We start from the raw sequence: 13,935 nt of genomic DNA, 5'->3' as shown, positions 1-13,935 counted from the left end.
GCATCAGGCCGCGGGAGCGGACGGATCAATAGGCGCCGCCACCCAGGCAGGCCGCGGCGGCGGATTGCGCGCACGGGTCGTTGGAGGCCGTGGCCGCGCCCGCGATGCCGGCCCCGCCGGGCGATCCGCCGCCGCCTCCCGTCGTGGGGGCGGCCTGCGGCAGGGGCGTGGCGGCCGAGGATCCGGCGATGCCCGCCCCGCTGCCGCCGCCACCCCCGCCGGTGGCGGGCGCGGTGTTCGTGCCCCGCACCGCCCCGCCCGTGGCCGTCACGCTGCCGAGCCCCGGCGTCGTCACGGCGAAATCGGCGCTGCCGAAGCCGACCAGCCCGACGCCGCCGAGTCCCGAGGATCCGAGACGCGCCGACGACGAGGAGAGCCCCGCCGCCCCGCCGAACCCGCTCGACGTGCCGAGGACGCCCGAGGTGCCGAAGGAGCCGAGCGTGGCGGTGCCGCCGCTGCCGAGCCCCGCCGAAGACAGGCCGGAGGACGCGGCGCTGCCCCTCGCCCCGATGGACAGCCCGGTGCCGGTGGCGATTCGCCCCACGGTCACGCCCGAGCCGAAGCTCAGGCCCCCGGCATTCACGATGCCGCCGGTCAGGGGCGAGACGGTGGGAAACGATCCCGCGCCGAGGGTGCCGTTGGAACTCAGCCCGCCGGGATTGGAGATGGCCCTCTGCGGCACCACCAGTGCCGGCGCCACGAAGCCGGGGGCGGTGGGACTAATGTTGATCGCCGCGATCGAGGGCGTGCCTCCGGCGGTCTGGGCGAGGGCCGGGCCCGCCGCCGCCGTGGCGACCGCCGCGAGGCAGAGGGTCCGCACTCCGCGCGGCATGGCTTGCAGCATGGCTCGCATCTCCCGCTTCCGCCGAGGATCGTGGACTGCAGGAAATGGCGGCGGAGCGGCGGGGTTCCCCGTCGCCGGTCCCGGCCGGGCGGACTGGCGCGGAGGGTCCGGCTCGTGCATCCGTTCGGGACCGGGGCGCGGACCGGGGACGTGAGGCGAGTGGGCGGGAGTGACGGCGTGACGGGTGAGGCACCTCCGGAACCGGACGGCGCGAAGGGCGTCCACGGGGCGCGGCTCACCGTCGATCTCGCGGCGCTCGCCGCGAACTGGCGGCGCCTCGCGGCGGAGGCTCCGGGCGCGGAATGCGGCGCGGTGGTCAAGGCCGACGCCTACGGCACCGGCATCGGCGGCGCCGGGCCGGCCCTGTGGGCCGCGGGCTGCCGGACCTTCTTCGTGGCGCACCTGTCCGAGGGCCTGGCCGCCCGCGCCGTGCTGCCGGAGGCGGCGATCTACGTGCTCAACGGGTTGCTCCCCGGCGCGGGGCCCGCCTTCGCCGCCGCGGACCTGCGCCCGGTCCTCGGCAGCCTGGACGAACTCACCGAATGGGCCGCCCTCTCGCGGGGCCGCCGCCCGGCGGCGCTCCATGTCGATACGGGCATGAACCGGCTCGGCCTGTCCATCCCCGAGGCGCTGGCGCTGGGGGGCGATGCCCGGATCGCGGAGGCGGGCCTCGACCTCGTGATGAGCCACTTCGTCAGCGCCGAGAGGCCCGGCGATCCGGTCAACGCCCGGCAGATCGCCGACTTTTCCCGGGTGCGAGCCGCCCTGCCGGGGCTGCGGGGCTCGCTCGCCAACTCCTCGGGGATCTTCCTCGACGGCGCCCGGCACGACCTCCTGCGGCCGGGCTACGCCCTGTTCGGCGGCAACCCGACGCCCGGCCGGGCGAACCCGATGCGGCCGGTGGTGCGGCTGGAGGCGGCCATCGTCCAAATCCGGCAGGTCGAGGCCGGGATGACCGCCGGCTACAACGGCCTCTGGACCGCGCCCGGCCCCCGCCGCCTCGCCACCCTCTCGCTCGGCTATGCCGACGGCCTGCCGAGGGCGCTCAGCGGGCGCGGCCACGCCCTCGTGGGCGGCGTGCCCTGCCCGATCCTCGGCCTCGTCTCCATGGACCTGATCATCCTCGACGTGACGGACGCCCCCGCCGCCCGCCGGGGTGCGTCGGCGGTGCTGATCGGCGACGCCCTCGACCTCGACACGGTGGGGCGCTCGGCCGGGACCATCGGATACGAGATCCTGACGGGCCTTGGTTCCCGTTATGTTCGGGATTATGGTGGGGAGGTCGAACACACACTCTCCTGACCCCCTTCCGGTGAGGCGAGCCGGAAACCTCTCAGTCCTCCGTCATTGCGAGCGCAGCGAAGCAATCCAGGGATTCGCGACCTCGGCAAGCGGCCCGCCGCTCCTAGATTGCTTCGCTGCGCTCGCAATGACGGTCAGGATGCCGGGTGAGGGCTGGAGGGAATGACGGCGGCCGAGCGGAAAAAGTCCCACGAGAATGGCCAAGATCCACCAGACCTTCGTCTGCCAGTCCTGCGGGGCGGTCTACAACCGGTGGCGCGGGCGCTGCGAGGCCTGCGACGGCTGGAACACGATCCAGGAGGAGACGGCGGGCGGCCCCGGCCAGTCCGGCCCCGCCGCCACCCGGCCCTCGCGCGCCCGCGGCCGGATCTTCCCGCTGGAGGGGCTGACCGGCGAGGCCAAGGAGGCGCCCCGCACGGCGAGCGGCATCGGCGAGCTCGACCGGGTGACGGGCGGCGGCTTCGTGCGCGGCTCGGTGATCCTGCTCGGCGGCGATCCCGGCATCGGCAAGTCGACCCTGCTGATGCAGGCCGCCGCCGCGATGGCCCAGCAGGGTGCGGGCGTCGCCTACATCTCCGGCGAGGAGGCGGTGGGGCAGGTGCGCCTGCGGGCGGAACGCCTCGGCCTCGCCCAGGCCACCGTGCAACTCGCCGCCCAGACCAACGTCGAGGACATCGTCGAGACCCTGAGCCAGGGCAAGCCCCCGGCGCTGGCGGTGATCGATTCGATCCAGACCATGTGGACCGAGACCGTCGAATCGGCCCCCGGCACGGTCACGCAGGTGCGCTCCTCCGCCCAGGCGCTGATCCGCTTCGCCAAGACCACCGGCACGGCGGTGATCCTGGTCGGCCACGTCACCAAGGACGGGCAGATCGCGGGTCCGCGCGTGGTGGAGCACATGGTCGATGCGGTGGCCTCCTTCGAGGGCGACCAGGGACACCATTTCCGCATCCTGCGCGCCGTGAAGAACCGCTTCGGCCCCACCGACGAGATCGGCGTGTTCGAGATGACCGATGCGGGGCTGGCGGAGGTGCCCAACCCCTCCGCCCTGTTCCTGGCGGGCCGGGACCAGCAGGCGGCGGGCACCGCCGTCTTCGCGGGCATGGAGGGCACGCGGCCGCTGCTGGTGGAGATCCAGGCCCTGGTGGCCCCCTCCTCCCTCGGGATGCCCCGGCGGGCGGTGGTGGGCTGGGACCCGAACCGCCTCTCCATGGTGCTCGCGGTGCTGGAGGCCCATGCGGGCATCCGGCTCGGGGCCCACGACGTCTACCTCAACGTCGCGGGCGGCCTGAGGGTGGTGGAGCCGGCGGCGGACCTCGCGGTGGCCGCCGCCCTGGTCTCGTCGCTCTCGGGCGCGGTGCTGCCCGCCGAGACGGTCTATTTCGGCGAGATCGGCCTGTCCGGCGCCATCCGCCCGGTGGCGCAGGCGGGCGCCCGGCTGAAGGAGGCCCAGAAGCTCGGCTTCGCCAAGGCCCTCATCCCGCAGGGGCGGGGCGAGGGCGAGAAGGTGCTCTCCGTCGAGACGCTGCGCCACATCGCCGACCTCGTGGCCGGCATCGGCGCAGGCTCGGCCCGTCGAGGGGGGCGCGGGCGGGCGCAGGCGCGAGAGATGGAGGACGAGTATTGAGGGGGTGCCTCGCCGTTCCCTCATCCTCGCTGTTACTTGCTGGGATGTCTGGATCGCCCCCGCTCCACCGTCATTGCGAGCGCAGCGAAGCGATCCAGGGCAGCGGGACCTCTCAGGACGGGGCGGCTCCCTGGATTGCTTCGCTGCGCTCTCAATGACGACCAGGAATTCATCGACAGGGATGGTCCGCCCGATCGGCCCCGGCTCTAGCGTCGCAGCGCAGGCGCTGCGATGGCGGAACGGGGACGCGGAGCCCCTCGTGCCGTAACGGTTTTTGTGTCTCTTATCCGGCCTCCGTCCGGGTACCGGACGCGGACGTCGTCATGTTGTTCGAAGATCGCCTCGCCCACCTGCCCGCCCACAAGCGCCGCGATCTCGCGCGGGCCGCGCAGATTCTCTTCGAGGAATGCGACCAGGCGCAGAAGGGCAAGCTCACCGCGGCGCGCAAGCGCGGGCGCATCCTCAAGGTGATCCTGTTCGGGTCGCACGCTCGGGGCGGCTGGGTCGAGGACCGGCGATCGGGCTATTTCTCGGATTACGACCTGCTGCTCGTCGTCAACGACGAGCGCCTCGCCGGGGATTTCGACGTCTGGGACAAGGCCAGGGACCGCTTCATCCAGCACGAGATGGCCAAGGGATTCTCCACGGCCACGGTCAGCTTGATCGTCCACAGCCTGCATGACGTGAACGATCAACTCGCCCGGGGCCGCCCGTTCTTCGTGGACATCGTGCGCGAGGGCATCGTGCTCTTCGAGGCCGAGGGGCATCCGTTCGCCAAGCCCGGACCGCTCACCGAGGAAGATCGGAGAATCGAGGCCTGGAACAATTTCGATAAGTGGTTCGAGGCAGCCGGACGGCGATTCAAAATTGCAAAGTTCGCCCTCGCCGAGAACTTCACCAATCAAGCCGCCTTCGATCTGCATCAGGTGACAGAAGAACTGTTCCACTGCACCTTGCTGACGCTGACGCTCTACAGCCCGAAGCTCCACGCTCTGCGGCGGCTGCGACCCATCGCCGAGGGCGTCGCCCCGCGCCTCGTCGAAGCGTGGCCGCGCAACACCCGGTTCGCCCGACGCTGCTTCAATTTGCTTCACGATGCCTACGTGAAGGCCCGATACTCACCCCATTACGCCATTAGCCGGGAGGAGTTGGCGTGGCTGGTGGAGCGGATCGAGATCATGAGCCGACTCGTCAGCGAGATAGGCCTCGATCATCTCGGCCGACGGCCAGACGGGCCGGAATGAGCGCGGCTCCCGGACGGCCCACCGAGTCGGAGACAAGCCGGCGGCGCGGGCGGGTCCCGTTCGTCCAGGCCCCCGGCCGCCTGCGGGCCTTCGTGCGGCGGAGCGAGGGCGGCCTCGTCCTCCTCGCCATGGTCGTGGGCGGTGTCTCGGGCCTCGCCGTCTCCGGCATGACCTGGCTGACGCAGGGGCTGCGCGAGGCGCTCTACCGGTTGCCCCCCGGCACCCGCCTGAGCGCCGCCGACGGCGTGACGCCGATCCTGCTGCTCGCCGGCCCCTGCCTCGGCGGGCTGGCCCTCGGCTTGCTGATCCTCCTCGTCCAGTACCTGCGCGGCCCGCGCAAGCGCCCGGCCATCGATCCGATCGAGGCGAACGCCCTGCACGGCGGCCGGATGTCGCTGCGCGACAGCCTCTATCTCGGCGTCCAGAACATCCTCTCGAACGGCTGCGGCGCCTCCGTCGGCCTGGAGGCGGGCTACACGCAGATCTCCTCCGGGCTCGCCTCGCGGCTCGGCATCGCCTTCGAGGTCCGCCGGACGGACCTGCGCACCCTCGTCGGCTGCGGCGCGGCGGCGGCCATCGCGGCGGCCTTCGGGGCGCCGCTGACGGGGGCGTTCTACGCCTTCGAACTGATCATCGGCACCTATTCCATCGCGACGCTCACGCCGGTCGTCGCGGCGGCCCTGTGCGGCAGCGCCGTCTCGCAGGCGATCCTCGGCGCGCAGCCCCTCGTCGCCGTCGACAGCGTCTCGGCGGCGACGACCTCGCACATCACCAGCCTGGAGATCCTGCCGAGCCTGCTGCTCGGGCTGTTCTGCGCGGGCCTCGGCATCGCGGTGATGCGGGGCGTCACCCTGGTGGAGCAGGCGGTGCAGGCCTCCGGGCTGCCCCGCATCGCCGGTCCGGCGCTCGGCGGGCTCTGCGTCGGGGCGCTGGCGCTGGCCGGGACGCCGCAGGTGCTCTCCGGCGGCCACGGCGCCCTGCACCTGCACTTCGCCGACGCCGCCCAGGGCGCGGACGCCCTCGCCCTGGCGGGACTGTTCGCGGCCAAGGCGACGGCCTCGGCGATCTCCATCGGCGCGGGGTTCCGGGGCGGTCTGTTCTTCGCCTCCCTGTTCCTCGGCGCCGTGGCGGGGACGTTCTTCGCCGTCGCCGCGCCCCTGGTGGTGCCGGCCATGGCGGGCTTCGGCCTGACGCCGCTCGCCTATGCGGTGATCGGCATGAGCGCGCTCGCGGTGGCCGTGATCGGCGGCCCCCTGACCATGACGTTCCTCGCACTCGAGGCGACGGGGAGCCTGCCGATCACCGGCCTCGTGCTCGCGGCGGTGATCGCCTCCTCGCTGACGGTGCGAAAGACCTTCGGCTATTCCTTCGCCACCTGGCGCTTCCACCTGCGCGGCGAGAGCATCCGCAGCGCGCACGACGTCGGCTGGATCCGCTCCCTCACCGTCGGCCGCCTGATGCGGCGGGAGGTGGGGACGGTGCTCCTGGACACGCCGCTGCCGACCTTCCTGCGCGCCCACCCCCTCGGCTCGCCCTCCCGCGTGGTGGTGGTGGACGGGCAGGGGCGCTACGCCGGCATCGTCTCGGTGCCGGAGGCCCACGCCACGGCCCGGGAGGCGACCACAGGCGAGCAGCCGGTCCTCGCCGACCTCCTACGCTGCGCCGACGCCTTCCTGACCCCGGAGATGAATGCCAAGGACGCGGTGGCCGTCTTCGACCGGACGGAGAGCGAGGCGCTGGCCGTCCTCGACGGCGCCCGCGCGGTGATCGGCCTGCTCACCGAGAGCCACACCCTCAAGCGCTACAGCGAGGAACTCGACCGCCAGCGCCGGGCGATGGTGGGCGAATCGACCTGAGGGCCCGGCCGGAAGGTCGCTGACTTTCATTCCACCCCCTCATCCTGGGGTGTGGCGAAGCCGCCTCGAAGGAAGGCTCCAAAAGACTCCGCGATCCGTGGAGCCTTCCGTCGAGGCCCGGCAAGCCGGGCACCTCAGGACGAGGGCGCAAGGGGGAGAACCGCTTCCCTTCCGGCCGGGCCCTGAGAACGGCCCTTCCGGACAGGCCGGTGCCGCGTCCGTCGCCGCCCGGTCAGGCGTCGTCGCCGGTGCCGAGGTACCAGTCGAGGATCTCGCCCCCCTGCATGATCGCCACGTCGGAGCGGGCCAGGAGGGCATCGAGGAGACGCTCCAGGAGGCCGATGCGGTGGGGCACGCCGGTGATGTAGGGGTGGATGGCGAAGCCCATCACCTTCGCCCCGCCGAGGGGACCGTCCCCCGCGGCCTCCGCGCTCAGCCGGTCGAGGGAGGCGAGCGCCCGCTCCACGAACTCGTCGGCCCGATGGTGCTGGATGGCGAGGAGGGGGATGTCGTTCAGTTCGACCGAATAGGGCAGCGCCACGAGGGGCCCCTCGCGCGTGGCGATCCGGCAGGGCCTGTCGTCCACCACGAAGTCGCCGACATAGGCGAGCCCGTTGGCGCGCAGGTGGTCGGGCGTGTCGAGGGTCTCGGTCAGGCCCGGCCCCAGCCAGCCGCGCGGAGGCGCGCCCACGAAGTCCGCGATGGTGCCGACGGTGCGGGCGATCATCGCCGCCTCGTCGGCCACCCGGTGCGTGGGCACCTGATGGAAGCCGTGGGCCATGAACTCCCAGCCGGCATCCCGCGCCGCCGCCGCCACCCGCGGATAGGCGGTGCAGACCGAGCCGTTGATCGACAGGGTCGGGCGCAGGCCGCGGCGGGCGAAGGCGTCGAGGAAGCGCCAGAACCCGACCCGCATCCCGTATTCGTGCCACGCCCAGTTCGGCAGGTCCGGCAGCAGGCTCGCGCCCGTCGGCGGCACGAGGATCTGGCGCGGCATGGGATGGTCGATGAGCCAGTGCTCGACGTTCACCACCGGCCACACCGCGACGTGCCGGCCCCCCGGCAGGGTGAGGCGGGGACGGTCGATGGCGGCGCGGTAGGCGAGCCGGTTCTCGGGGCGGCGGGGATCGGCGGAGGCGGCTTCCGTCATCGGGATGGCCTCAGGCGGCCTTCGGGGCGTGGTGGCTGTGGAGCTGCGCGGCCAGCATCCGGCGCAGGTCGTTGAAGGCCGGGCTCGATACGTCCCTGCGGCGCGGGAGGTCGATGCCGTGCACCGCCTCGATCCGACCGGGGCCCGGCGACATCATCACCACGCGGTCGGCGAGGAAGATCGCCTCCTCGATGGCATGAGTCACGAACAGGACGGTGAGGCCCGTGCGCGCCCACAGGTCGAGCAACTCGTCCTGAAGGCGCTCGCGGGTCATCGCGTCGAGGGCGCCGAAGGGCTCGTCCATCAGCACGACCTCCGCCTCGTTGGCGAGCACCCGGGCGATGGCGACCCGCTGCTTCATGCCCCCCGAGAGCTGGTGCGGGTGGGCGTCGGCGAAGGCCTGGAGGCCCACTAGGGCGATGTAGCGCTCCACCGTCTCGCGCACCTCGGCCGCCGGCCGTCCGCGCGATTGCGGCCCGAAGCCGATGTTGTCGCGGACGGTGAGCCAGGGGAACAGGCCGTAATCCTGGAAGACCATCCCGCGGCTCGGGCCGGGCCCCGGGATCGGCTTGTCCCACATCAGCGCCTCGCCCCCGGTCGGCGCCTCGAAGCCGGCGGCGATCCGCAGGAGCGTGGACTTCCCGCAGCCCGAAGCGCCGAGCAGGCAGACGAACTCGCCGCGGCGGACCGTGAGATTCGCGCCGCGCAGGGCCTCGGTGGCGCGGCCCTTGGACAGGTAGGTCTTCGATACGCCGCGCATGTCGAGGATCGGAATGGTGGGATCAGCCATGGGACGGGCTCCAGGCGAGCAGACGGCGGCCGAGGCTCATCACCAGCCAGTCGGAGACGAAGCCGGCGGCGCCGATCACCGCCATGCCGCAGATCACGATCTCGGTGCGGGAGAGCTGGCGGGCCTCCATGATGATCGCGCCGAGCCCCGTCTGGACGCCGGTCATCTCGCCGACCACGATCACCACCCACGCGAAGCCGAGCCCGAGGCGCAGGCCGGTGAAGATCGAAGGCAGCGCCGCCGGCAACACCACCCGGGTGAACTGCGCCGCGCCGGTGCAACCGAGCATGGACGCCGCCTCGAACAGCCGCGGCTCGACGGAGCGCACGCCGAACACGGTGTTGACGAGGATCGGGTAGAACGCCCCCAGGAAGACGAGGAAGAAGGCCGAGCGCGGGCCGAGGCCGAAGAGGATCATCGCCAGCGGCAGCCACGCGGTCACGGGCACCGGCCGCAGCACCTGCAACAGGGGATCGAGGAGCGCCCGCGCCAGGGGCACGCGGCCGATCAGCAGGCCGAGCGGCAGGGCCGCCGCCGCCGCCAGGACGAAGCCGCCGTAGACCCGGGTGAGCGAGGCCGCGAGATGCGTCCACAGGGTGCCGCTGAAGGCGTCGTCGTTCACGCCGCCCACCGCGAGGTCGCGCATCTCCGCCCAGACCTCGGCGGGGGGCGGAATCAGGCTGTAGGGCCGGCCCGCCGTGGTGAGATGCCAGACGACGACGAGGGCGAGCGGGACCACGAGGGCGAGGGCCGGCCCGCGCAGCCGCGCCAGGGAGGGACGGGCGCCCCGGGGCGTCACGGGCGTCGCCGGGAGGATCCCGGTTTCGGCCCCGGTGCTCACGCGTCCCTCATCGCGTCGACGAAGCGGGTGTCGATGAAGCCGGGCTCGGGCAGGCGGCGGATCTGCTTGAGCGCCAGCATGTGCTGGGCATAAGCCCCGGCCTGCCGCACCTCGTCGGGGCCGAGCTTCCAGGTCAGCTCGACGTTCGGGGCGGAGATCTCCAACGCCTCGCGCTTCTGGCCGAGCTTGGCCACGGCCATGGCGATCATCGCCTCGCGGTCCTTGGCCGCGAAATCCGTGGCCTTGCGGTGGATCTCCAGCATGGTCCGCACCAGAGCCGGCCGCTCCGCGACCGTGTCGCGGTGGGCGCCGAACACCATGTTCAAGGCCCCCATCTCGGTGCCGTAGGGATATTCCACGAGCTGCCCGACGCCGGAGGCGAGACTCACGCCGGGGCCGGGCTCGGCGCCGACATAGGCGTCCACATCGCCGCGGGCGAGGGCGATGTGCATCTCCGAGAAGGAGACGCGCACCGGGGTGATGTCCTTGATGGACAGCCCCTCCATCCGCATCCGCTCCAGAACGAAGACCTCCTGGGTGCTGCCCGGCCAGATCGCCACCCGGCGGCCCTTGAGGTCCTTGATCGCGCGGATGTCGGAATCCTTCTTGGCGATCACCGCCATGCCGCGGTTGCAGGTGGAGGCGATGACCGCCAGGGGCTCGCCCGCCGCCGCCCCGAGGGTCGCCGCAGCGATGCCGAACGTGCCGAAATCCACCGATTTGGTGACGACGGCGTTCTTGCACTCGGTGGGGCTCTCGAAGGGGATGACCTCCACCGTCACGCCCGCGGGGGTGAAGCGCTCGTAGAAGTGCGGCGCGATCGAATGGATCAGCTTCAGCGAGCCCATCCGGATCGTCACCGGTTCGGCGGACGGCGCGCCCTGGGCCGAGGCTGCGCGGCTGGTCAGGGGGGCGAGGGGGGCGAGGAGACCGGCCCCGAGGCCGGAGAGGAGGGTGCGACGGCGGATCATCCGAGGGCTCCTTCAGGGTCCCGACACGTCCGAGGCTATCCGGGGGTCTTGTTGCGGGCGAGTGCTCATTTTCGATCCACCCGTTGCCTTTTTCGAAACGGGGGGACAGCATGACGGGTGTGAGGCACCAGCGCACCCTGACCTACGTCGCCGAGGTGGCTCGGGCGGGCTCGATCCGGCGGGCGGCCGAGCGGCTCAACCTCACGCCCTCGGCCCTCACCCGGCAGATCCAGGACATCGAGTACGAGCTCGGCACGCCGATCTTCGAGCGGTTGCCGCAGGGGATGCGCCTCAACGCGGCGGGCGAGCTGCTGGCCCGGCACATCCGCGATCAGGCGGCCGACCTCGATCGCGTGCGCTCGCAGATCGCCGACCTGTCCGGCGTACGGCGCGGCCACGTGGCGCTGGCATGCAGCCAAGCCTTCGTCACGCAGACGGTGCCGGAGGAGGTGGAGGCCTATCGGGCGCAGTTTCCCCAGGTGGGCTTCACGGTGCAGGTCCGCGACCATGCCCAGGCGGTGGCGGCCCTGATCGCCTTCGAGGCGGACCTCGCCCTGGTGCTGGAGCCGCCGCCCTCGGCGGATCTGCACCCGCTCTATACCGGCGACCAGCCGCTCTGCGCGCTGATGCGGGCCGGGCATCCGCTGGCGGCGGAGGAGGGACCGGTGCGCCTGCGCGACTGCCTCGGCCATGCCCTCGCTTTGCCGGACCGCTCCCTGGCGATCCGCCACCACATCGAGCAGGCGTTGGCCCGCCGCGGCGTCGGGCTGCGCCCGGCGGTGGAATCCGGCTCGCTGGAGTTCCTGCGCAACCTCGTGCTGCGCGAGGATCTGGTCACCCTCCAGATCCAGAGCGGCATTCCGGACGATCCCCGCCTGCGCAGCCGCCCGATCGATGGCCGCGACCTGACGCCGATGACGCTCTACCTCGCGCAGTTGCGCGGGCGCCTGCTCCCGGTGGCCGCCGCGAAGTTCGCCGACCAACTCTCGGCCCGCCTCAACCGGCAGCCGCCCCGATCCCTTTCACGGGCGGAGCGGCCCGGGAGCGAGAACGGGGCCCCCGGGCAACGCGGGGCTTGAGCCCCGCACCCGGCTGCGGGCTCGCGCCTTCGGGAATCCCGTCCCTTGACCCGGCGGCGGGTTCCCGCACCTTGGGGCGCAACGGGGCACACGGAGGAAACCCATGGCAGAGCGCAGCTACCGCATCGCGGTGATTCCCGGCGACGGCATCGGCAAGGAGGTGGTGCCGGAGGGCGTGCGCGTGCTGGAGAAGGCCGCCAAGCGCCATGGCTTCGCCCTGCAGCTCGACTGGTTCGATTTCTCCTCCTGCGACTACTACGAGAAGCACGGGCGGATGATGCCCGAGGACTGGAAGGCCCAGATCTCGGGGCACGACGCCATCTTCTTCGGCGCGGTCGGAATGCCCGACCGGGTGCCGGACCACATCTCGCTCTGGGGTTCGCTGATCCTGTTCCGGCGGGAGTTCGACCAGTACGTCAACCTGCGCCCGGTGCGCCTGATGCCCGGCGTGAAGTGCCCGCTGGCCGACCGGAAGCCCGGCGACATCGACTTCTGGGTCGTCCGCGAGAACACCGAGGGGGAGTATTCCAACGCGGGCGGCCGGATGTTCGCGGGCACGGACCGGGAATTCGCCCTGCAGGAGACAATCATGACGCGCCACGGCGTCGACCGGATCCTGAAATTCGCCTTCGACCTCGCTGAGACCCTGCCGCGCAAGCACCTGACCTCGGCCACCAAGTCCAACGGCATCTCCATCACCATGCCGTACTGGGACGAGCGGGTGCGGGAGATGGCCAAGACCTATCCCGACGTGCGCTGGGACCAGTACCACATCGACATCCTCACCGCCCATTTCGTGCTGAACCCGGACCGGTTCGACGTGGTCGTGGCCTCGAACCTGTTCGGCGACATCCTCTCGGATCTCGGCCCCGCCTGCACGGGCACCATCGGCATCGCGCCGTCCGGCAACATCAACCCGGAGCGGGTGCATCCGTCGGTCTTCGAGCCGGTCCACGGCTCGGCCCCCGACATCGCGGGCCAGGGCGTCGCCAACCCCATCGGCCAGATCTGGTCCGGCGCGATGATGCTGGAGCATCTCGGGGAATCCGCGGCGGCGAAGGAGATCGTCGCCGGCATCGAGCGCGTGCTCGCCGAGCGGACGCTTCGGACGCGCGACCTCGGCGGCAATGCCGGCACCGAGACCTGCGGCAAGGCGGTGGAGGAGGCCCTGGGCTGACCGGTCAGCCCAGGGCGGGGGCGGAGCCGAGGGTCCTCAGCACCCTCAGCCCCTCGGCCTGCTCCCGTGGTGGCATCGGAGGCCGGATGAAGGGCGCGAGGTAGGCATCGAGGATGCCGTCGCCCGGCAGGTGGATCTCCCGGGTCAGGGCCGACAGGAAGGCGGTCTTGTCGGTCTCCTGCCACGCGATGGCGAGCCCGGCGCGGTTCGCGAGCACCGTGTGCACGGTCATGAGGGTGCGCCCGTTCCCGTCGAGGAACGGATGGGCATGGGCCAGCGAACCCAACACTTCGCCGGGCTTCGCCCGCATGAAGGCAGGATCGTTGCCCTGCCGAAGGGCGTATTCGAGGGCTCGCCGCACGTCTTGCGGGAAGGCGAACATGCGATCGAAGCCGCCCCGGCTGATGTTCGTGTGGGGGGCGGTTTCCAGCCGGTCGCGACCGGCCCAGGGATAGACCGAGCCGAACAGGATCGCGTGGGTGCGCAGGATGTCGGGGTAGGTCAGCGGCTTGCGGCGGGACAGGGCGGCGAGGGCCTTGTCGACCCGCATCATGAACGCCCGGTGCTCCAGCAATTTGACCTGGGCGAGGTCCTTCAGACCGGCGACGTTGCGGAGGTAACCCCGCGTCTCGAAATCACCGAAGACGTCGAAGGTCACGCCGCGCGGCCGTCCCGCTCAGCGAGGTAGCGAGCATGCAGCAACGTGTTGTCGATGTCGGGCATGATTTCGGCACGGCCGAGCGCCACGAGCAGCCACTCGGTCTCGTCGAGGTCCACGTCGTCACCGGCGACGCGCGAGACGGCTTCGGCCCAATCGTCGCTGTCGGCCCGCTCGTAGCGGATGCCGTGACGGCGGGCGAGATCGTGGATGATCTCCTTGGCCGTGGGGACAGGGGCCAGGATGGCGGCCGATGCGCTCATGGCGATCTCCTCGGGCGGGAGGGTACCCCATCCCGCCCGGCCCTGCCTATAGCCCTCAGCGCGGCCGGCGGCGGACGCTGACGACGTTGTCGGTGGCCTCGGTCTTCTCCGAGGGCATCGCGTCTGTGACGAC

The 13,935-nt window shown here is 71.8% G+C and carries 13 protein-coding genes; 6 read left to right on the top strand and 7 right to left on the bottom strand.

Features of this window, described 5'->3' with window-relative positions; translation table 11 throughout:
* Positions 1–25: 25 nt before the first annotated feature.
* Positions 26–844, bottom strand: coding sequence for a hypothetical protein (locus MFF06_RS20275; protein WP_238207429.1), 819 nt, complete (start codon positions 842–844; stop codon positions 26–28).
* 177 nt (positions 845–1,021) lie between these two features.
* Here MFF06_RS20275 and alr point away from each other — a divergent pair, with 177 nt between their 5' ends.
* From alr to MFF06_RS20255, 4 genes are all read left to right on the top strand, one after another.
* The gene (gene alr / locus MFF06_RS20270) at positions 1,022–2,146 is read left to right on the top strand and encodes an alanine racemase (RefSeq protein ID WP_238207428.1); all 1,125 of its coding nucleotides are present in this window, start codon (positions 1,022–1,024) and stop codon (positions 2,144–2,146) included.
* A 196-nt stretch (positions 2,147–2,342) separates the two neighbouring features.
* A complete protein-coding gene (gene radA, locus MFF06_RS20265) occupies positions 2,343–3,773 on the top strand; it encodes a DNA repair protein RadA (protein ID WP_238207426.1) in 1,431 nt (476 codons plus the stop codon).
* 323 nt (positions 3,774–4,096) lie between these two features.
* Positions 4,097–5,017 carry a HEPN domain-containing protein gene (locus tag MFF06_RS20260; RefSeq protein WP_238207424.1) on the top strand — a complete coding sequence of 307 codons (921 nt, stop codon included), beginning with the start codon at positions 4,097–4,099 and terminating at the stop codon, positions 5,015–5,017.
* The gene (locus MFF06_RS20255) at positions 5,014–6,873 is read left to right on the top strand and encodes a chloride channel protein (RefSeq protein ID WP_238207422.1); all 1,860 of its coding nucleotides are present in this window, start codon (positions 5,014–5,016) and stop codon (positions 6,871–6,873) included. Before MFF06_RS20260 ends, MFF06_RS20255 begins: the two co-directional genes overlap by 4 nt.
* Before the next feature lie 232 nt (positions 6,874–7,105).
* Here MFF06_RS20255 and MFF06_RS20250 read toward each other — a convergent pair whose 3' ends face one another.
* From MFF06_RS20250 to MFF06_RS20235, 4 genes are read right to left on the bottom strand one after another with little or no spacing between them, the layout of a single operon-like run.
* Positions 7,106–8,023, bottom strand: a complete 918-nt coding sequence (locus tag MFF06_RS20250) for a polysaccharide deacetylase family protein (protein ID WP_238207420.1) — start codon at positions 8,021–8,023, stop codon at positions 7,106–7,108.
* Between the two features lie 10 nt (positions 8,024–8,033).
* Positions 8,034–8,813 carry an ABC transporter ATP-binding protein gene (locus MFF06_RS20245; RefSeq protein WP_238207418.1) on the bottom strand — a complete coding sequence of 260 codons (780 nt, stop codon included), beginning with the start codon at positions 8,811–8,813 and terminating at the stop codon, positions 8,034–8,036.
* Positions 8,806–9,654: an ABC transporter permease gene (locus MFF06_RS20240; protein WP_238207416.1), complete on the bottom strand. Its 849-nt coding sequence runs from the start codon at positions 9,652–9,654 to the stop codon at positions 8,806–8,808. The genes MFF06_RS20245 and MFF06_RS20240 overlap by 8 nt, the downstream gene beginning before the upstream one ends.
* Positions 9,651–10,625 carry an ABC transporter substrate-binding protein gene (locus MFF06_RS20235; protein WP_238207414.1) on the bottom strand — a complete coding sequence of 325 codons (975 nt, stop codon included), beginning with the start codon at positions 10,623–10,625 and terminating at the stop codon, positions 9,651–9,653. Before MFF06_RS20235 ends, MFF06_RS20240 begins: the two co-directional genes overlap by 4 nt.
* Positions 10,626–10,744: 119 nt before the next feature.
* Here MFF06_RS20235 and MFF06_RS20230 point away from each other — a divergent pair, with 119 nt between their 5' ends.
* Positions 10,745–11,704 carry a LysR family transcriptional regulator gene (locus MFF06_RS20230; RefSeq protein ID WP_238207573.1) on the top strand — a complete coding sequence of 320 codons (960 nt, stop codon included), beginning with the start codon at positions 10,745–10,747 and terminating at the stop codon, positions 11,702–11,704.
* A 103-nt stretch (positions 11,705–11,807) separates the two neighbouring features.
* Positions 11,808–12,881 (top strand): tartrate dehydrogenase, encoded by a 1,074-nt coding sequence (locus MFF06_RS20225; protein ID WP_238207412.1) that lies wholly within the window; start codon positions 11,808–11,810, stop codon positions 12,879–12,881.
* Between the two features lie 4 nt (positions 12,882–12,885).
* Here MFF06_RS20225 and MFF06_RS20220 read toward each other — a convergent pair whose 3' ends face one another.
* Together MFF06_RS20220 and MFF06_RS20215 are read right to left on the bottom strand one after the other, a co-directional pair.
* Entirely contained in the window at positions 12,886–13,539 is a 654-nt protein-coding gene (locus MFF06_RS20220) for a Fic/DOC family protein (protein WP_238207410.1), read from the bottom strand.
* Positions 13,536–13,802, bottom strand: a complete 267-nt coding sequence (locus tag MFF06_RS20215; RefSeq protein WP_238207408.1) for a hypothetical protein — start codon at positions 13,800–13,802, stop codon at positions 13,536–13,538. The genes MFF06_RS20220 and MFF06_RS20215 overlap by 4 nt, the downstream gene beginning before the upstream one ends.
* Between the last annotated feature and the right edge of the window lie 133 nt (positions 13,803–13,935).

It is taken from the genome of Methylobacterium aerolatum (assembly GCF_022179085.1).
GTDB classification, from domain to species: Bacteria; Pseudomonadota; Alphaproteobacteria; order Rhizobiales; family Beijerinckiaceae; genus Methylobacterium; species Methylobacterium aerolatum.
This window is presented reverse-complemented; position numbering and strand designations above follow the sequence as displayed.

Coding starts and splice junctions, on each gene's coding strand:
- MFF06_RS20275 (WP_238207429.1), bottom strand. CDS start 844: ATGCTGCAAGCCATGCCGCGCGGAGTGCGGACCCTCTGCCTCGCGGCG.
- radA (WP_238207426.1), top strand. CDS start 2,343: ATGGCCAAGATCCACCAGACCTTCGTCTGCCAGTCCTGCGGGGCGGTC.
- MFF06_RS20260 (WP_238207424.1), top strand. CDS start 4,097: ATGTTGTTCGAAGATCGCCTCGCCCACCTGCCCGCCCACAAGCGCCGC.
- MFF06_RS20255 (WP_238207422.1), top strand. CDS start 5,014: ATGAGCGCGGCTCCCGGACGGCCCACCGAGTCGGAGACAAGCCGGCGG.
- MFF06_RS20250 (WP_238207420.1), bottom strand. CDS start 8,023: ATGACGGAAGCCGCCTCCGCCGATCCCCGCCGCCCCGAGAACCGGCTC.
- MFF06_RS20245 (WP_238207418.1), bottom strand. CDS start 8,813: ATGGCTGATCCCACCATTCCGATCCTCGACATGCGCGGCGTATCGAAG.
- MFF06_RS20235 (WP_238207414.1), bottom strand. CDS start 10,625: ATGATCCGCCGTCGCACCCTCCTCTCCGGCCTCGGGGCCGGTCTCCTC.
- MFF06_RS20225 (WP_238207412.1), top strand. CDS start 11,808: ATGGCAGAGCGCAGCTACCGCATCGCGGTGATTCCCGGCGACGGCATC.
- MFF06_RS20215 (WP_238207408.1), bottom strand. CDS start 13,802: ATGAGCGCATCGGCCGCCATCCTGGCCCCTGTCCCCACGGCCAAGGAG.